Raw genomic sequence first — 18,271 nt, forward strand, 5'->3', positions numbered from 1 at the left:
GGTTGCCGCCCGGGGCAACCGGTGCCGGTCAATCGACGTCAGTCCGCACCCAGGGCCTGGCGCACCAGGGCCTCGAAACGCTGCTGGTCGTAGGCCATCAGCAGATCGCAGTTGTCCGGCTGGCCGGTCTGGCGGTTCCAATCGACGATGGTGGCGCCGCGGCTGAACGTGCCGTTCAGCTCCACGTTCAGCGGGCGCGACTCGACCCGCAGCTGCCCTTCGGGGTTCAGCGCCCAGGCCATGGCCACCGCATCGGCGGTGTACCAGCGCCCGCCCTTGCTGTCTTCGGACAGGCCACGGGTCTTGCGCGAGATCAGTTCGTAGAAGCGGGCGCGATCGGAATCGGCCTGCAGCCACTTCTCGGCGTCCTGCAGCGGCAAGCCATGGGCGACGGTGGCCTCCCAGTCCGACACCAGCAGGTGCTTGAACGAGGTGAACACCACGTGCGCCGCTTCCGGGTCGAACGCAATGTTGAATTCGGCCGCCGGGGTGATGTTGCCGTGGCAGGTGACCGCGCCGCCCATCACCACGATGCGCTTGATGCGCTCGGGCAGGGTCGGGTCCAGCTTCAGTGCCAGGGCAAGGTTGGTCAGCGGGCCCAGCATCACCAGCATCAGTTCGCCGGCGTGCTCGTGCGACAGGCGCAGGATGGCCAGTGCGGCGTGTTCGGCTTCAGCCTGGCGGCTCGGCGGCGGCAGGTCCACGTCGCCGTAGCCGTCACGGCCATGCACGTGGGCAGCGTCAACGGAGGGATGCAGCAGCGGATCCGGGCTGCCGGCAAACACCGGTACGTCGGTGCGGCCGACGATGTCGCAGAGCTTGAGGGCGTTGCGGACGGTGTACTGCAGGCCGACGTTGCCGGCGGCGATGGTCAGGGCGACCACGTCATGCCGTTCGTCGGCAAAGGCCATCAGCAGGGCCAGGGCGTCGTCCACACCGGGGTCGGTGTCGATCAACAGGGGGATCTTGTGGGTCATCGTTGCCGTCTTCAGATCGGCAACGAAGTGTGGACCGGGATGATGACCGTTGCAAGTACGGGGGTTGGGGTTCGGCAGGGCTGCGCCCTGCACCCGCCGAATCAACGGCAAACGCCGAATCAACGGCAAAAGCTGGTTTCCTGGGGGATGGCGGGGTGGGTCCGGTTGCGGGGGACGCTGCAAGTACGTCCATGTAAGCTCGGTCGCCGCATCCATGCGGCTCACGCCCCCGCAACCGGATCCACCCCGCCTTCGACAGATTTCCGCGGCTGTTGGTGGGTGTCGACCTTGGTCGACACATCCATGCAATGCGTGGATGAACATGGAGTAGATCCACGCCACGCGTGGATGCGTGGATGCGTGGATGCGTGGACCAAGGTCCACACCCATCAAGGTGGCGCTACGCCGAGGCGTAACGCACGGCGGTGCCGATCCAGCGCTGCACCACACGATCGGCCAGCGCGGGTTGCTGGTCCAGCAGGCGCTCGGCCAGGTCATGCACGCCGGGCAGCAGGCCGGCGTCACGGGCCAGGTCGGCGATGCGGAAACCGGCCAGGCCGGTCTGCCGGGTACCCAGCAATTCACCGGGACCACGCAATTCCAGATCCTTCTCGGCAATGACGAAACCATCGTTGGTTTCGCGCATGGTCTGCAGGCGCTCGCGTGCCATCTGCGAGAGCGGTGCCTGGTACAGCAGCACGCAGCGCGATACCGCAGAACCACGGCCGACGCGGCCGCGCAGCTGGTGCAGCTGGGCCAGGCCCAGGCGCTCGGCGTTCTCGATCACCATCAGCGAGGCGTTCGGCACATCCACGCCCACTTCAATTACCGTGGTCGCCACCAGCAGGTCGATGTCGCCGGCCTTGAACGCCACCATCGTCGCCAGCTTTTCGGCGGCTTTCAGGCGACCATGCACCAGCCCCACGCGCACGCCCGGCAACAGCGCCTGCAGCGATTCGTAGGTGGCCTGCGCCGGGGTGGCATCCAGTTCTTCGCTCTCCTCGATGAGGGTGCACACCCAGTACACCTGCCGCCCTTCCTGGCAGGCCAGTGCGATGCGCTCGATCAGCTCGGGACGACGATCGTTGTTGAGCGCGACGGTCTGCACCGGGGTGCGGCCCGGCGGCAGTTCGTCGATGGCCGACACATCCAGGTCCGCGTATTCGGACATCGCCAGCGTGCGCGGAATCGGCGTGGCGGTCATCACCAGCTGGTGTGGCACGCTGTTGCCGCCTGCGCCCTTGTCGCGCAGCGCCAAGCGCTGGTGCACGCCGAAGCGGTGCTGCTCGTCGACGATGGCGAGCGCCAGATCCTGGAACACCACCGCCTCCTGCATCAGCGCGTGGGTACCAACCACCACCTGCGCTTCGCCGCTGGCGACCTGCTCCATCACCTTGGCGCGCGCCTTGCCGGTGACTTTGCCGGCCAGCCAGGCGATGCGCACACCGAGCGGCTCCAGCCAGCCGCGCAGGTTGTTGAGATGTTGTTCGGCCAGCAGCTCGGTGGGCGCAGCCAATGCAACCTGCTTGCCCTGCTCCACCGCCAGCATCGCCGCCAGCGCGGCGACCACGGTCTTGCCGGAGCCCACATCGCCCTGCACCAGCCGCAGCATCGGGCTGGGCCGCGCGAGGTCTTCGCGGATCTGCTTGAACACGCGCGCCTGCGCGCCGGTGAGCGCGAACGGCAGCTGCTTCAGCAGCGCCTTGGCCAGCTTGCCAGGACCGGCCAGCGGCGGCGCATGGTGTGCCTGCAAGGCAATGCGCTGGCGACGCAGGCTGAGGTGATGGGCCAGCAGTTCTTCCATCGCCAGGCGACGCTGCGCCGGGTGGGTGCCGGCGGCCAGCGCGGCCAGATCGGCATCTGGTGGCGGCCGGTGCACGGTCAGCAGCGCGCTGCGCAGTGACGGCAGCCCGAGGCCATCGAGCCAGCCGCTGGGCAGCAGTTCCAGCGCGCTTTCCTCGGGCAGGCGGTCCAGCGCCTGGCCGATCAGCTTGCGCATGGTCATCGGACCGACGCCTTCGACGGTGGGATACACCGGGTCGAGGCGGTCGCCGAGTTCGGGATCGTCGTTGCGGCCCAGCACCTGGTAGCTGGGGTGGACGATTTCCAGGCCGAGCTGGCCCGGTTTGGGCGTGCCGAAGCAGCGCAGCCGGTTGCCGACCGCGAACTGGCCGACCTGCTGCTGGCGGAAGTGGAAGAAGCGCAGCACCAAAGTGCCCCGCCCTTCGTCTTCCACCGCCACTTTCAGCATCGGCCGGTAGCGCATGCCGCGCTCGACCGCGACCACCCGCCCTTCCACCTGCGCCGGTACGCCGTTGCGCAGGTCTTCAATGCGGGTCAGCCGGGTCCGGTCTTCATAGCGCAGCGGCAGATGAAGCCAGAGATCCTGCAGGGTGGCCAGGCCACGCGCCTGCAGTTTGGCGGCCACGGCCGGACCGACGCCCGCGAGCATCGCCAGGGATGCTTCGCCGGACGGTGACAGGACCGGGGTGACCGCCGCCTTGCGTGCCACGTGGCGGTCAGTCGATGACCATCACCGCGTCGACCTCGAAGTTGGCGCCCTTCGGCAGGCCGGAGACTTCGATGGTGGAACGGGCCGGGTACGGGGCCTGGAAGTAGTCCTGCATGACCGCGTTGACCTTGGCGAACTCGCCCAGATCGGTCAGGTACAGGCCCAGACGCACGACCTTGTCCAGCGAGCCACCAGCGGCTTCGGCCACGGCCTTGAGGTTGTCAAAGGCGCGGCGGGCCTGTGCTTCGACGTCGCCGGCGCCGACGATGTCGCCGGTGGCCGGGTCGAGCGGGATCTGGCCGGAGAAGTACACGGTGTTGCCGGCGCGCACGGCCTGCGAGTACGGGCCGATGGCGGCGGGGGCCTTTTCGGTGTTGATGATCTGGCGGGACATGGGTCGCTCCGGTGCTTGGGGGAAAACAGAGCGGTGATTGTACCGGGTGGGGGAGCATCCACGCATGGCGTGGATCTACCGCACCGCTCCGGTAGTGCCGGCCGCTGGCCGGCAACCTCATGAACATCGGAAGCACCGCGACGTTGCCGGCCAGCGGCCGGCACTACCGGTCCGCGCAGGACCTACTGGCGGCGTACCGACTGCACGACCGACAGGCGGCGCAGGCGGCGCATCACTTCGGCCAGGTGGTTGCGGTCGCGCACCTGGATGTTGAACGCCAGCACGGCGGCGTTGAAGTCGCGGTCCAGGTAGTCCACGCGCTCGATGTTGGAATGGCTCTGGGCGATGGCGGCGGCCAGTTGCGCCAGCACGCCGGTGCCGTTCTCTACTTCCACCACCAGCGAAGTGTCGTAGTCGCCGGAAACGGTAGTGTCCCAGCCGATCGGCACCCAGCGCTCGGGCGACTTGCGCAGCTCGGCCAGGTTCGGGCAGTCCATGCGGTGCACCACGATGCCCTTGCCGGCGGTGTGGTAGCCCATGATCTCGTCGCCGGGAATCGGCTGGCAGCAGCCGGCGAAGGTGACCACGCCGCGCTCGCTGCCGTTGATCAGGATCTTTTCCTGCGAATGGTGGCGCGAATGCGGGCCGCCACGCAGTTCGGCGTAGGCCATCAGCGCCTGCGCGGCCTGGGTCGGCATCCAGTTGCCCAGCGCCACCTCGGCCAGCAGCGCCTCCAGGCGCGGGAAACGATGCTCGGCCAGGAACGCATCCAGGCGCCCCTTCGGCAGCCGTTCCAGCGACGAATCCATCGCCTCCAGCGCACGGTCGAGCATGCGGTGGCCCAGCTGCACGGCATCTTCGTGTTCCAGCTGCTTGAGCTGGTGGCGGATGGCAGTGCGCGCCTTGCTGGTGACCACGAATTCCAGCCACTGCGGTTTCGGCGTGGCCGAGCGTGCGGTGATGATCTCCACCGACTGCCCCGACACCAGCTTGGTGCGCAGTGGCACCAGTTTCTTGTCCACGCGCGAGGCCACCGCCATGTTGCCGACATCGGTATGCACGGCGTAGGCGAAATCGAGCGCGGTGGAATTGCGCGGCAGGGCCAGGATCTTGCCCTTCGGCGTGAACAGGTAGACCTCGTCCGGGAACAGGTCGACCTTGACGTTGTCGAGGAACTCCAGCGAGGAGCCGGCAGCGCGCTGCGAGTCGATCAGCTCGACGATCCAGGCGTGGGCACGGCTCTGCGCGCTGTTGGGCGAATCGCCACCAAACTTGTAGGTCCAGTGCGCGGCCACGCCGCGCTCGGCGATCAGGTCCATTTCCTCGGTACGGATCTGCACTTCGATCGGCGAGCCATACGGCCCGAACAGCACGGTGTGCAGCGACTGGTAGCCGTTGGCCTTGGGAATGGCGATGAAGTCGCGGAAGCGGCCATCCAGCGGTTTGAAGGTGGCATGCACCGAACCCAGCGCGTGGTAACAGCTGGGCACGCTGCGCACGACCAGGCGGAAGCCGAACACGTCCATCACCTGGTCGAAGGATTTGTTCTCGTCGCGCATCTTGTTGTAGATGCTCCACGGGGTCTTGATGCGGCTGATCAGCCGATGCTCGATCCCCTCCTTGGCCAGGCGCTGCGACAGCTGCACTTCCACCTGCGCCATCGCCTCGCGGCGCACCACCGGCTGGCTGCGGATGTGTTTTTCAATGATGGCGTGGCGCCACGGGTAGAGCGCCTTGAAGCCGAGGTTCTGCAGCTCGCTCTTGACCAGGCTCATGCCCAGGCGCTGGGCGATGGGCGCGTAGATCTCCAGCGTCTCGCGGGCGATGCGGCCGCGCGCTTCGCGGCTCTGCGCGCCCAGCGTGCGCATGTTGTGCAGGCGGTCGGCCAGCTTGATCATGATCACGCGCAGGTCGCGCGACATCGCCAGCAGCATCTTGCGGAAGCTCTCCGCGGCCGCTTCCTGGCGGTCGCGGAACTTCAGCTTGTCCAGCTTGGTGACGCCGTCGACCAGTTCGGCCACGGCTTCGCCGAACTCGGCAGCCAGCGCCTCGCGGGTGAGCGGGGTGTCTTCGATGGTGTCGTGCAGGATCGCGGCGATCAGCGCTTCCACGTCCAGGCCGAGCTCGGCCAGCACCTGGGCCACGGCCACCGGATGGGTGATATAGGGCTCGCCCGACTTGCGCGTCTGCCCAGCGTGCGCGGAGGCACCGACTTCCCAGGCACGGCGCAGCAGCGGCAGCTGTTCCGGCGGCAGGTAATGGGCGGCGCGTTCAAGCTGGAGGACGTAGTCGGGTACGGCGGCAGCGGGGGCTGCGGCGACCTTGGCAGTGGGGCCTGGGTTCATGCCCGAAGCCTATTCCAGCGCGACGTTTACGGCAAATCCTGAATGCGAAACAGCCCGCACGGGGCGGGCTGTTCGGCGATCCAGCAATAACGTTGATCGATGCGATCAATCGTCGTTCTTGGACATGTCTTCGTCGGCGACCACTTCGGCGGCAGCCCACTCCAGCGCTTCGCGCTCGGCGCGCTCACGCTCGGCCTTCTCGACTTCGTCGATCAGCGCGTTGTCGATCTTGCGGGCGGCGATTTCGCGCAGCGCCAGCACGGTCGGCTTGTCCTCGGTCTCGCTGTTGTCCAGCGTGGCCTGCACGCCGTTGGCGAGCTGGCGGGCACGCTTGGAAGCCATCATGACCAGTTCGAAACGGTTGTTAACGACTTCCAGGCAATCTTCTACGGTGATGCGGGCCATACGGGCTCCCGGCGACCGGTCGGCCGCTCAGTCGAATGAGGGAAAGGGGACGGAGTGTACTGGCAGGGGCTGGACAAAATCAAGCCAACCCCCACCCGATTCTTTTGGAATCAGTCAGTTGCACCCGGATCGGGGGTCAGCAGGGCCTGGATGAGGCCGGCGTGGCGGACCTTCTGGGCCTCCCGGCGCAGGCGGCTGGCGGTGAAGATGGCGCACAGCTCGTCCACGGCGGTGTCGAACACCTCATTGACGATGACGTAGTCGAACTCGTTGAAGTGCAGCATTTCATCGCGTGCCGCGCCCAGGCGCTGGGCGATGACCGCCTCGCTGTCCTGGCCGCGCTTGCGCATGCGGTCCTGCAGGGCCTGCTTGGACGGCGGCAGGATGAACACGGTGACCGTGCCCGGCACCAGCTGGCGCACCTGCTGCGCGCCCTGCCAGTCGATTTCCAGCAGCACGTCCTGGCCGGCGGCCAGCTGCGGCTCCACCGACTGCCGGGCGGTGCCCTTCCAGTCGCCGTGCACCCAGGCATGCTCGAAGAAGTCGCCGGCGGCGATCATTTCCTCGAACCTCTCCGCAGAGACGAAATGGTAGTGCTGGCCGTTCACTTCACCCGGGCGCATCGCGCGCGAGGTGAAGGAGATCGACAGGGCGATCTGCGGGTCACGCGCCAGGGTGGCATTGACGATGCTGCTCTTGCCGGCACCGGACGGGGCGGCAACGATGTACAGCGTGCCGCGCGCAACGGCGTCCGACGGCTTCGACGCGGCGCTCATGCGGGGGATCCAACGGGTTGATTTCGCAAAATTTTTCCTCGGTGTTCCAGATCCGGCGCGGAGGATCGCGCCAGGACGGCGGGGGCTGCGCGGAACATCCTGGAACCAGGCCCGGCAGACGCTTTCCCCGGGGGGCGGGCACGCAACTTTACCAGAGCGGCCCCGTCGCGCGCCCGTCTGGCGGGCGCCGGGCCTTGTGCCACATGGGCGTACGGGGGCCTGTGCTATAACCGGGCCGTACCCAACGACAGCCCGGAGGCCTGCGCCTCCCCGCCATCCCAGGAGAACGGCATGCCATCGATGAGCCGCCGCCAGTTCCTGAAAGTGACCGGGACAACCCTGGTCGGCTCCAGCCTGGCATTGATGGGCTTCGCGCCCGGCATCGCGCTCGCGGAGGTCAGGCACTACAAGCTGACCCGCGCGACCGAGACCCGCAACACCTGTACCTACTGTTCGGTGGCCTGCGGCATCCTGATGTACAGCCTCGGCGATGGTGCCAAGAACGCCGAGCCGAGCATCTTCCATATCGAAGGCGACCCGGACCATCCGGTGAACCGCGGCACGCTGTGCCCGAAGGGCGCCGGCCTGGCCGACATCATCCACAGCAAGTCGCGCCTGCTCTACCCCGAGTACCGCGCGCCGGGCTCGAACGAGTGGAAGCGGCTGAGCTGGGACGATGCGCTGGACCGCATCGCGCGGCTGATGAAGGAAGACCGCGATGCCAACTTCGTGCAGAAGAACGAGGCCGGGCAGACGGTCAACCGCTGGCTGACCACCGGCATGCTGGCGGCCTCGGCCACCAGCAATGAAACCGCGGTGCTGACCCACAAGGTCGTGCGCTCCCTTGGCATGTTGGCATTCGACAACCAGGCACGTGTCTGACACGGCCCGACGGTGGCAGGTCTTGCCCCGACGCTAGGCCGTGGTGCGATGACGAATCACTGGGTCGACATCAAGAATGCCGACCTGATCCTGATCATGGGTGGCAACGCCGCCGAGGCGCACCCGTGCGGGTTCAAATGGGTGACCGAGGCCAAGGCACACAACAAGGCACGCCTGATCGTGGTCGATCCGCGCTTCAACCGCTCGGCCGCGGTGGCCGACGTGTACGCGCCGATCCGCACCGGTACCGACATCGTGTTCCTGGGGGGCCTGATCAACTACCTGTTGACCGAGGACCGCATCCAGCACGAGTACGTGCTGAACTACACCGACATGTCGTTCCTGGTGAAGGACGAGTTCGCCTTCAAGGACGGCCTGTATTCGGGCTACAACGAAGAGAAGCGCAGCTACGACCGCTCCAGCTGGGACTACGCCTACGGTGACGATGGCTTCGTGCGCAGCGACCCGACGCTGAAGGACCCGCGCTGCGTCTACAACCTGCTCAAGCAGCACTATGCGCGCTACACGGTGGAGATGGTCGAACGCATCTGCGGCACGCCGGCCGACAGCATCCGCCAGATCTGGGACATGATCGCGTCCACCGCCGGCAAGGACAAGGCGATGACCATCCTGTACGCGCTGGGCTGGACGCAGCACTCGATCGGCGCGCAGAACGTGCGTGCCGGCACCATGGTGCAGCTGCTGCTGGGCAACATCGGCGTGGCCGGTGGCGGCATGAACGCCTTGCGCGGGCATTCCAACATCCAGGGCCTGACCGACATCGGCCTGATGTCCGACCTGCTGCCCGGCTACCTGACCCTGCCGAAACAGGACGAGCAGGACTACGAGGCCTACATCGCCAAGCGCACGCAGAAGCCGCTGCGCGCCAACCAGATGTCGTTCTGGCAGAACTACCCGAAGTTCCACGTCAGCCTGATGAAATCGTGGTGGGGCGACGCCGCCACCGCCGACAACAACTGGTGTTTCGATTACCTGCCCAAGCTCGACAAGCCGTACGACATGCTGCAGGCGTACGAGCTGATGAACGAGGGCAAGATCCACGGCTACATCTGCCAGGGCTTCAATCCACTGGCCTCGGCGCCGAACAAGGGCAAGCTGATCAGCGCGTTCTCCAAGCTGAAGTTCATGGTCAGCATGGACCCGCTGGAAACCGAGACCATCGCCTTCTGGCAGAACCACGGTGCGTTGAACGACGTCGACCCGAGCACGATCCAGACCGAAGTATTCCGCCTGCCGACCACCTCCTTCGCCGAGGAGAACGGCGCGGTGGTGAATTCCTCGCGCTGGCTGCAGTGGCACTGGAAGGGTGCCAACCCACCAGGAGAAGCACGCAGCGACATCGAGATCATGTCCGAGCTGTTCCATCGCATCAAAGCGATGTACGAGAAGGACGGCGGTGCGTGGTGGGAGCCGGTGCGCGACCTGGCCTGGAACTACGCCAACCCTGAGGTACCCACGCCCGAAGAACTGGCGATGGAATACAACGGCAAGGCGCTGGCCGACGTGTTCGATCCGAAGGACCCAACCAAGCTGGTGCGCAAGGCCGGCGAGCAGCTGGCCGCATTCGGCGACCTGCGCGACGACGGCAGCACCGCCTCCGGCTGCTGGATCTACATCGGTGCCTGGGGCCCGACCGGCAACATGATGGCGCGGCGTGACAACAGCGACCCCACCGGCATCGGCAACACGCTGGGCTGGGCCTGGGCGTGGCCGGCCAATCGTCGCGTGATGTACAACCGCGCCTCGTGCGACGTCGCCGGAAAGCCGTTTGATCCGCGGCGCACGCTGCTGGCGTGGAACGGGAAAAACTGGGGCAGCGTGGACGTGCCCGACTTCAAGGCCGACGAAGATCCCGCCGGCGGAATGGGCCCGTTCATCATGAATCCGGAGGGCATCGCCCGCTTCTTCGCCAAGGCCGGCATGGCCGAAGGCCCGTTCCCTGAGCACTACGAACCGTTCGATACACCGCTGCGCAGCAACCCGCTCAGCCCCGGCCAGGCACTGACGCTGAACAACCCGGCCGCCCGCGTATTCGCCAGCGATCGCGCACAGATCGGTTCGCCGGACGAGTTCCCGCATGTGGCCACCACCTACCGCCTGACCGAGCATTTCCACTTCTGGACCAAGCACGGCAAGTTGAACGCCATCATCCAGCCCGAGCAGTTCGTCGAGATCGGCGCGGCGTTGGCCGACGAGCTGGGCATCAACAACGGCAGCCGCGTGCGGGTCAGTTCCAAGCGCGGCCACATCGAAGCGGTCGCCATGGTGACCAAGCGCATCAAGGCCCTGCAGATCGATGGCCGGACCGTGCACCAGGTGGGCGTGCCGATCCACTGGGGTTTCCTCGGTGCGGCCAAGCCTGGATACATCGCCAATACGCTGACCAACGCCATCGGTGACGGCAACTCGCAGACGCCCGAATCGAAGTGCATCCTGGTCAAGGTCGAGAAGGTGTAGGAGACACGCCATGTCACTGCAATCCCTGGACATCATCCGCCGCTCGGCCACCACCACGCCCTCGCCGGAGGCGCGTGGTGCGCACACCGGCCAGGTCGCCAAGCTGATCGATGTGAGCAAGTGCATCGGCTGCAAGGCCTGCCAGGTCGCCTGCATGGAGTGGAATGACCTGCGCGACGAAGTGGGCAGCTGCGTTGGCAGCTATGACAACCCGCCCGACCTGAGCGAACAGTCGTGGACGGTGATGAAGTTCCGCGAGTACGAGGACGAGAAGGGCAAGCTGGAGTGGCTGATCCGCAAGGAAGGCTGCATGCACTGCAGCGATCCGGGCTGCCTGAAGGCCTGTCCGTCGCCCGGTGCCATCATCCAGTACGCCAACGGCATCGTCGACTTCCAGGAAGAGAACTGCATCGGCTGCGGCTACTGCGTGACCGGTTGTCCGTTCGACGTGCCGCGCATCTCCAAGAAGGACCACAAGGCCTACAAGTGCACGCTGTGTTCGGACCGGGTGGCGGTGGGCCAGGAACCGGCCTGCGTGAAGACCTGCCCGACCGGCGCGATTACCTTCGGCAGCAAGCAGGCGATGACCGAGCATGCGGCCGGACGCGTGGAAGACCTGAAATCGCGCGGCTACGAGAATGCCGGCCTATACGATCCGCAGGGCGTCGGCGGCACCCACGTGATGTACGTGCTGCAGCACGTGGACAAGCCGGAGCTGTATGCCGACCTGCCCAAGGACCCGCGCATCAGCCCGATCGTGGAGGTGTGGAAGGGCGTGGCCAAGCCGCTGGGCGTGCTGGCGATCGCCGCCACCGCCTTCGCCGGCTTCCTGCATTACATCGGCATCGGCCGCAACACGGTCAATGACGAGGAAGAAGAGGAAGCCGAGCACGAGGCGAAGAAGATCGAAGAGGAGCAGCGGCCATGAAGTACGCCCCGCACCCGCGCCAGATCATCCGCTACCGCGCACCGACCCGCATCAACCACTGGATCGTGGCGATCTGCTTCGTGCTGACCGCGCTGTCCGGGCTGGCGCTGTTCCACCCTGCCCTGTTCCCGTTGACCCAGTTGTTCGGTGGCGGACCGTGGACGCGCATCCTGCATCCGTTCATCGGGCTGGCCATGGTGGTGGGCTTTGCGCTGCTGGCGTTCCGCATGTGGCGCGACAATCTGCCGACCGCCGACGATCGCGCATGGATGCGCGGCATGCGCGATGTACTGCGCAACGAGGATGAGAAGCTGCCGCCGGTGGGCCGTTTCAATGCCGGCCAGAAGCTGCTGTTCTGGGCCATCATCGGCTGCCTGTCGGCGCTGCTGCTGACCGGCTTCGTGATCTGGCGGCAGTACTTCAGCCACTTCTTCCCGATCGGGGTGATCCGCTTCTCGGTGCTGGCCCATGCGCTGTTCGGCTGGGTGCTGGTGTGCGCGATCGTGGTGCACATCTATGCGGCGATCTGGATCAAGGGCTCGGTGCGGGCGATGACCCAGGGCAAGGTGACCTATGGGTGGGCGTACAAGCACCACCGGCAGTGGTTCAGGGACATCCTGCGCGGACGTCGGGAAGAGGGTTAGCGGCAGGGCCTGCGGCCCTGCACCCGCAGAGGCAACGTCAACGTCAAAAGCTGGCTATACGTGGGATGGCGGGGCACTGTGGATTTGCGGGGACGCCGTGAACCCGTCCCTGGGGGCTTGGCCGCGGCATCCATGCCGCGGACACCCCGCAAACCCACAGTGCCCCGCCTTCGACAGTTTCCCGCTGCTGTTGGTGGGTGTCGACCTTGGTCGACACGATGAACATGGCAACGACCGAAACCGGTTTTTGTAGAGTCGAGCCGTGCTCGACTGCTTTGCTCGACTGCGTTGTTTGAACCCGCTGGACGCGAGCGCCGACAACGGCGAGGATGGAGGCTGGTTCTTCTGGCTGGCCCTGCATGGCGCAACGCATCCTTGAACCCGGTGAGATCGAGACGCTCGCCTCGCGCGATGTGCCGCGCATCATCCTGCCCGATATCGAGTCACTGTTCGCTGAGCGCGCGACGCGCCTGCGCAGCCTGGCCGCGCACAGTGCCATCGGCGGCTACCTGCAGCTGCTGGCGGCGTTGGCCGATGCACAGCAGGCGCTGCTGGATGAGCTGACACCGCAGCAGCGCGAGGCACTGCAGTCGCAGGCGCGCGCGCAGCAGTCGAGTGCGGCGGCCGGTGCCGGCATGCCGTTGCGGCCGGCCAACACGCTTCAGCTGGATGGATGCTGGCGCGACTGGCTGCGCACGCTGTGCCAGCACTGTGCCGACGAAACGGGGCTGCCGCTGGAAACCCGGCAGGAGCTGCAACGCGTCGCCGCGGCCGACGACGCCTGGCTGGATGCGCAGGCGCACGCGGTGCTGGAGCGCGATGACGCGCCGTCGGTGGATGCGGTCGCTGCGCTGCTGGTGATGAACGCACTGCAGGTTTACTGGGCGGTGCTCGCAGCCAGCTTCCGCCCTATCGACCTGAAGCCGCTGGCTGATGCGCCAGGGCTGTGCCCGCTGTGCGGCACGTTGCCGGTGACCAGCGTGGTGCAGGCGCGGCCACCCTATGCGTCCTACCGTTACCTGTCGTGCTCGCTGTGCGCCTGCCAGTGGCACTACGTGCGCGTGCAGTGCAGCCAGTGTGGTGCCGCCGGCAAGGACATCGCCTATCGCGCCCTGGCCGATGTGGACGGCGACAGCGGCGAGGCGGTGCGCGAGAGCGCGGTGCGTGCCGAGACCTGCGACCACTGCCACAGCTACCGCAAGATCCTGTATCTGGAAAAGGACCCGTCACTGGAGCCGGTGGCCGATGACCTCGGCACGCTGGCGCTGGATCTGCTGCTGGCCGAGGAAGGCTATGCGCGTGCCAGCCAGAATCCTCTGCTGTGGCAATCCGACGGCGATTGAGGCGATGACAGCCATGCCCCCCGCCCCGGCATCGGCCGCCGCCCTGCCCTCGCTGGACCGGGTGCTGCGCCTGCCTGCACTGGCGCCACTGATCGAAGGCCACGGTCGAAGCCGCATCACCCAGCTGCTGCGTTCGCACCTGCAGGTGCTGCGTGAGCGTGTCAGCGCCAGCCAGTTGTCGACCGCGCAGCTGCAGGAAGCGGTCGACGGCCCGGCGCTGGTGGCAGCGGTCGAGGCCGCACTGGCAGCCGATGCACGGCTGGACCTGCAACCGATGTTCAACCTGACCGGCACCGTACTGCATACCAACCTGGGTCGCGCATTGCTGCCCGAGGCCGCGGTGCAGGCAGTCACCCGCGCGATGACCGCGCCGGTCGATCTGGAGTTCGACGTCATCCGTGGCCGTCGCGGCGACCGCGATGCGCGGGTACAGGCACTGATCTGCGAGCTGACCGGTGCCGAAGCCGCCACTGTGGTCAACAACAATGCGGCAGCGGTCCTGCTGCTGCTCAACAGCCTGGCCAACCGCCGCGAGGTGGTGGTGTCGCGCGGCGAGCTGGTGGAGATCGGTGGTGCCTTCCGCATCCCCGATGTGATGCGCAGCGCGGGCGCGCGGCTGCTGGAAGTAGGTACCACCAACCGCACCCATCCGGCCGACTTCACCAACGCCATCGGCGCGCGCACAGCGCTGCTGATGGAGGTGCATGCCAGCAACTACGCGATCAGCGGATTCACTGCCAAGGTCGACACGGCGGCGATGGCCACGATCGCGCACGAACACGGCCTGCCGCTGGTGGTGGACCTGGGCAGTGGCAGCCTGTGCGATCTGGCCACGTTCGGCCTGCCGCACGAGCCCACCGTGCAGGAAACACTGGCGGACGGCGCCGATCTGGTTTCGTTCAGCGGTGACAAGCTGCTGGGTGGCCCGCAGGCCGGCATCATCGCCGGTCGCGCCGACCTGATTGCACGGATCAACCGCAACCCGCTGAAGCGGGCACTGCGCATGGACAAGATGGGCCTGGCCGCACTGGAAGCGGTGCTGGCCCTGTACCGCGAACCCGAGCTGCTGGCACAGCGGCTGCCGACACTGCGCACGCTCTCGCGCACGCAGGATGACATTGATGCGCAGGCCCAGCGCCTGCTGCAGCCGATGCGTGCCTCACTGGCGGCGGACTACAGCCTCGAGCCTGCTTCGATGCACAGCCAGATTGGCAGCGGCGCGCAGCCACAGGCGCAGCTGGCCAGCGCCGGACTGCGCATTACCAGCGCGCGCCGTGGCGGACTGGATCTGCTGGCCAAGCGCCTGCGTCAGCTGCCGCGACCCGTGCTGGGCCGCATCTCCGATGATGCGTTGTGGCTGGACCTGCGCTGCCTGGAACCCGCCGACGAAGCGCGCTTCCTCGACCAGTGGAGCACGCTGAAGGCATGATCGTCGGCACCGCCGGGCATATCGACCATGGCAAGACCAGCCTGGTGCGGGCACTGACCGGCATCGAAACCGATCGCCTGCAGGAAGAGCGTACGCGTGGTATTTCCATCGAGCTGGGCTATGCCTATGTTCCTGTGGAACGCAGGGACGGCACAGGTCCTGTCGCGACACTGGGTTTCGTCGACGTGCCGGGCCACGAGCGCTTCGTGCACACGATGGTGGCCGGCGCCACGGGTATCGACGTCGCCCTGCTGGTCATCGCTGCCGACGACGGCGTGATGCCACAGACCCGCGAGCACCTGGCCATCCTGCAGCTGCTGGGCGTGAACCGGGGTGCGGTGGCGCTGACCAAGATCGACCGTGTGGATGCGGCGCGCCTGGCCCGGGTCGAGATCGAGGTCGCTGCCCTGCTGGCCGGCACGCCGCTGCAGGATTCCCCTGTGTTCACCTGCAACAGCACCGCACCGGACGATGCTGGCATCAACGCGCTGCGTACCCAGCTGCACGCGTGGGCGGCGGACGACGCCAGCACGCGCCAGGCCGAACTGCGCAGCGAGCTGTTCCGCATGCCGGTGGACCGCGTGTTCTCGCTGGCCGGCCACGGCACGCTGGTGACCGGCGCAGTGCACGGCGGCATCGCCTCGGTGGGTGAGCATCTGCAACTGATGCCGGCCGCCACTGAAGTGCGCATACGCAGCATCCACGCGCAGAACCAGGCCAGTGACCACGCGATGGCCGGGCAGCGCTGCGCGCTGAACCTGGCGGCCATCGCCCGTGATGACATCCGCCGCGGTGACTGGATCGCCGACGCACGCGCACTGCTGGCCACCACCCGCGTTGATGTGCGGTTGCGGCTGTCCGCGTTGGCCGCACCGTTGCGCGACTGGGCACCGCTGCATATCCACTGGGGCACCATGCACCGGCAGGCCCATGTGGTGCTGCTGGAGGACCATGACCACGGTGATGGGCAGTTGGTGCAGCTGGTGTTCGATGCTCCGGTCTGTGCGATGTGTGGCGATCGCTTCATTGCCCGCGATTCAGCGGCCACCCACACGCTGGGCGGCGGCCTTGTGCTCGATCCGGACCCGCCACAGCGGCGCCGGCGCAGTCCTGCACGGCTCGCATGGCTGGGAGCACTGGAGCAACTGGCCGCGGGTGCGGGAATCGGTCCACTGTTGCAGCAGGCGCCCTTCGGCGTTGCCATGGCCGCGCTGCAGCGCTACTGCCGGCGCGCCGCCGACCGGATCGATCTTCCTGCAGACACGCGACGCATCGTCACCCGCGAAGACACGGTAGTCATCCTTGTGTCGCACTGGCAGGCATTGCGCGAGCAGGTGATCGCCTCACTGCGTGGATGGCATGAGCGACGCCCGGACGAACCCGGTGTCGACAGCGGCCGCCTGCAGCGCAGCACCCTGCCCGCGCTTGCAGCGAGCCTCTGGAATGCGCTGCTGCAGGACCTGCTGGACGACGGCAGCGTGCAACGCGTGGGTGCCTGGTGGCGCCTGCCCGGGCATGACCATGCGCCACCGGAACGCGAGCGTCTGCTGCTGGAACGCGTGCTGCCGCAACTGCACGCCGGTGGCTTCGATCCGCCGTGGGTGCGCACCCTTGCTGCCGAGATCGGCCTGGCCGAAGACGAAGTCCGCGCCGTCCTGCGCCGCGCCACCGCACGTGGCGAGCTGTTCCAGGTGGTGCCGGACCTGTTCTATGCACCCGCGTGCATTGCCGAACTCGCCGCGATCGTCGCGCAGCTGTCACAGGCCAGCGGCACGGTGGATGCGGCCACGTTCCGCGATGCCATCGGCCTGGGCCGCAAACGCAGCATCCAGATCTTGGAGTTCTTCAATCGCGTTGGCTACACTCGACGCGTCGGTGACCAGCATCGGCCGCGCGGCGACCTGCAGTGGAACGCAGCCCGCGACTGAGCCCACCGGTACCGCCGTACTTTCGGAAGGCATGCGCATCCGGGCATGCGGCTGGGCTTCAAACCCAGTAGGGGGCGTCGATCGTTCCCTGGTAGGTTCGACTCCTGCTGCCTTCCGCCATTCGCGTTCCCGCAGGAGATGTCGGCATGGCCACGCACGCGCAGTCCCCCGCCCCTTCAACGGCCGATGCCCCGCAACGACTGACCTCTCTCGCGCATGGCGGCGGCTGCGGCTGCAAGATCGCGCCGGGCGTGCTGAGCGAACTGCTGCGTGGCGTTCCAGCACTTCCGGCACCGGCTGAGCTGCTGGTGGGCCGTGAGAACAGCGACGACGCCGCGGTGTATCGCCTCGATGATCGCCAGGCAATCGTCGCCACCACTGATTTCTTCATGCCCATCGTCGACGACCCGTTCGACTTCGGCCGCATCGCGGCCACCAACGCGCTGTCGGACCTGTATGCGATGGGCGCGCGCCCGCTGTTCGCACTGGCCATCGTCGGCATGCCGATCAACACGCTGCCGCAGGACACGATCCGCGGCATTCTGCAGGGTGGCGAACGCGCCTGCGCCGATGCTGGCATCGTGGTCGCTGGTGGCCACAGCATCGATTCGGTGGAACCCATCTACGGCCTGGCTGCGATCGGCGTGCTCGACCCGCAACGACTCAAGCGCAATGCCGATGCCCGCGCCGGCGACGTGCTGGTGCTGGGCAAGCCGTTGGGCGTGGGCGTGTATTCGTCAGCACTGAAGAAGGAAGTGCTGGACGCCGACGGCTACCAGCAGATGATCGCGTCGACCACCCGCCTGAACACCGTGGGCGTGCCGCTGGCTGCGCTGGACGGCGTGCATGCCATGACCGACGTCACCGGCTTCGGCCTGCTCGGCCACCTGCTGGAAGTGTGCCGCGCCAGTGGTGTCGCTGCCGAGGTGGACAGTGCACAGGTGCCGCTGCTGCCGCAGGCGCTGGAGCTGCTGCAGCGTGGCTGCGTGACCGGCGCATCCAACCGCAACTGGGCCTCCTATGGCACCGAGGTGCGCTTCGCCGATGGGTTGCCGGCACACTGGCAGCCACTGCTGACCGACCCTCAGACCAGCGGTGGCCTGCTGGTGTCGTGCGCCCCGGAAGCGACGGATGCGGTGCTGGCCTGCTTCCACGACGCGGGGTTCGGCCAGGCAGCCGTGGTCGGGCGTTTGAGCGAAGGAGCGCCGGGCGTCAGCGTGCGCTGATGCG

General features: G+C 67.1%; 13 protein-coding genes and 1 tRNA gene. 8 read left to right on the forward strand and 6 right to left on the reverse strand.

The window, feature by feature from the left end:
- Positions 1 to 38 precede the first annotated feature (38 nt).
- From AC5P9N_RS11920 to gmk, 6 genes are all read right to left on the reverse strand, one after another.
- Positions 39 to 977, reverse strand: coding sequence for a nucleoside hydrolase (locus AC5P9N_RS11920; protein WP_005410872.1), 939 nt, complete (start codon positions 975 to 977; stop codon positions 39 to 41).
- 400 nt (positions 978 to 1,377) lie between these two features.
- A complete protein-coding gene (recG, locus tag AC5P9N_RS11925; RefSeq protein ID WP_005410874.1) occupies positions 1,378 to 3,489 on the reverse strand; it encodes an ATP-dependent DNA helicase RecG in 2,112 nt (703 codons plus the stop codon).
- A gap of 7 nt (positions 3,490 to 3,496) precedes the next feature.
- Positions 3,497 to 3,883: a RidA family protein gene (locus tag AC5P9N_RS11930; protein ID WP_005410875.1), complete on the reverse strand. Its 387-nt coding sequence runs from the start codon at positions 3,881 to 3,883 to the stop codon at positions 3,497 to 3,499.
- 182 nt (positions 3,884 to 4,065) lie between these two features.
- Positions 4,066 to 6,228, reverse strand: a complete 2,163-nt coding sequence (locus AC5P9N_RS11935; protein ID WP_005410876.1) for a RelA/SpoT family protein — start codon at positions 6,226 to 6,228, stop codon at positions 4,066 to 4,068.
- Between the two features lie 105 nt (positions 6,229 to 6,333).
- Entirely contained in the window at positions 6,334 to 6,633 is a 300-nt protein-coding gene (gene rpoZ / locus AC5P9N_RS11940) for a DNA-directed RNA polymerase subunit omega (protein ID WP_005410877.1), read from the reverse strand.
- Between the two features lie 110 nt (positions 6,634 to 6,743).
- Entirely contained in the window at positions 6,744 to 7,409 is a 666-nt protein-coding gene (gene gmk, locus AC5P9N_RS11945) for a guanylate kinase (RefSeq protein WP_005414359.1), read from the reverse strand.
- A 291-nt stretch (positions 7,410 to 7,700) separates the two neighbouring features.
- Here gmk and fdnG point away from each other — a divergent pair, with 291 nt between their 5' ends.
- From fdnG to selD, 8 genes are all read left to right on the forward strand, one after another.
- The gene (gene fdnG / locus AC5P9N_RS11950) at positions 7,701 to 10,769 is read left to right on the forward strand and encodes a formate dehydrogenase-N subunit alpha (RefSeq protein ID WP_143569567.1); all 3,069 of its coding nucleotides are present in this window, start codon (positions 7,701 to 7,703) and stop codon (positions 10,767 to 10,769) included.
- A 10-nt stretch (positions 10,770 to 10,779) separates the two neighbouring features.
- On the forward strand, positions 10,780 to 11,697 hold the full coding sequence (gene fdxH / locus AC5P9N_RS11955; protein WP_099484781.1) for a formate dehydrogenase subunit beta: 918 nt from the start codon (positions 10,780 to 10,782) through the stop codon (positions 11,695 to 11,697).
- Positions 11,694 to 12,341 (forward strand): formate dehydrogenase subunit gamma, encoded by a 648-nt coding sequence (locus AC5P9N_RS11960; protein ID WP_005410882.1) that lies wholly within the window; start codon positions 11,694 to 11,696, stop codon positions 12,339 to 12,341. Before fdxH ends, AC5P9N_RS11960 begins: the two co-directional genes overlap by 4 nt.
- A 359-nt stretch (positions 12,342 to 12,700) precedes the next feature.
- A complete protein-coding gene (gene fdhE, locus AC5P9N_RS11965) occupies positions 12,701 to 13,684 on the forward strand; it encodes a formate dehydrogenase accessory protein FdhE (protein WP_087802384.1) in 984 nt (327 codons plus the stop codon).
- A gap of 4 nt (positions 13,685 to 13,688) precedes the next feature.
- Positions 13,689 to 15,113: an L-seryl-tRNA(Sec) selenium transferase gene (gene selA / locus AC5P9N_RS11970; protein WP_099484847.1), complete on the forward strand. Its 1,425-nt coding sequence runs from the start codon at positions 13,689 to 13,691 to the stop codon at positions 15,111 to 15,113.
- Positions 15,110 to 17,041, forward strand: a complete 1,932-nt coding sequence (gene selB, locus AC5P9N_RS11975; protein ID WP_099484848.1) for a selenocysteine-specific translation elongation factor — start codon at positions 15,110 to 15,112, stop codon at positions 17,039 to 17,041. The genes selA and selB overlap by 4 nt, the downstream gene beginning before the upstream one ends.
- A 24-nt stretch (positions 17,042 to 17,065) precedes the next feature.
- Positions 17,066 to 17,161: transfer RNA gene (locus AC5P9N_RS11980), tRNA-Sec, on the forward strand.
- Positions 17,162 to 17,187: 26 nt separating this feature from the next.
- Entirely contained in the window at positions 17,188 to 18,267 is a 1,080-nt protein-coding gene (gene selD / locus AC5P9N_RS11985; protein ID WP_099484849.1) for a selenide, water dikinase SelD, read from the forward strand.
- The last annotated feature ends 4 nt before the right edge of the window (positions 18,268 to 18,271 follow it).

It is taken from the genome of Stenotrophomonas sp. YJH_SMC_6 (assembly GCF_059371335.1).

Excerpts from the sequence above, each read along its gene's own strand:
- AC5P9N_RS11920 (WP_005410872.1), bottom strand. The coding sequence starts at position 977 with ATGACCCACAAGATCCCCCTGTTGATCGACACCGACCCCGGTGTGGAC.
- AC5P9N_RS11930 (WP_005410875.1), bottom strand. The coding sequence starts at position 3,883 with ATGTCCCGCCAGATCATCAACACCGAAAAGGCCCCCGCCGCCATCGGC.
- AC5P9N_RS11935 (WP_005410876.1), bottom strand. The coding sequence starts at position 6,228 with ATGAACCCAGGCCCCACTGCCAAGGTCGCCGCAGCCCCCGCTGCCGCC.
- rpoZ (WP_005410877.1), bottom strand. The coding sequence starts at position 6,633 with ATGGCCCGCATCACCGTAGAAGATTGCCTGGAAGTCGTTAACAACCGT.
- gmk (WP_005414359.1), bottom strand. The coding sequence starts at position 7,409 with ATGAGCGCCGCGTCGAAGCCGTCGGACGCCGTTGCGCGCGGCACGCTG.
- fdxH (WP_099484781.1), top strand. The coding sequence starts at position 10,780 with ATGTCACTGCAATCCCTGGACATCATCCGCCGCTCGGCCACCACCACG.
- AC5P9N_RS11960 (WP_005410882.1), top strand. The coding sequence starts at position 11,694 with ATGAAGTACGCCCCGCACCCGCGCCAGATCATCCGCTACCGCGCACCG.
- fdhE (WP_087802384.1), top strand. The coding sequence starts at position 12,701 with ATGGCGCAACGCATCCTTGAACCCGGTGAGATCGAGACGCTCGCCTCG.
- selA (WP_099484847.1), top strand. The coding sequence starts at position 13,689 with ATGACAGCCATGCCCCCCGCCCCGGCATCGGCCGCCGCCCTGCCCTCG.
- selB (WP_099484848.1), top strand. The coding sequence starts at position 15,110 with ATGATCGTCGGCACCGCCGGGCATATCGACCATGGCAAGACCAGCCTG.
- selD (WP_099484849.1), top strand. The coding sequence starts at position 17,188 with ATGGCCACGCACGCGCAGTCCCCCGCCCCTTCAACGGCCGATGCCCCG.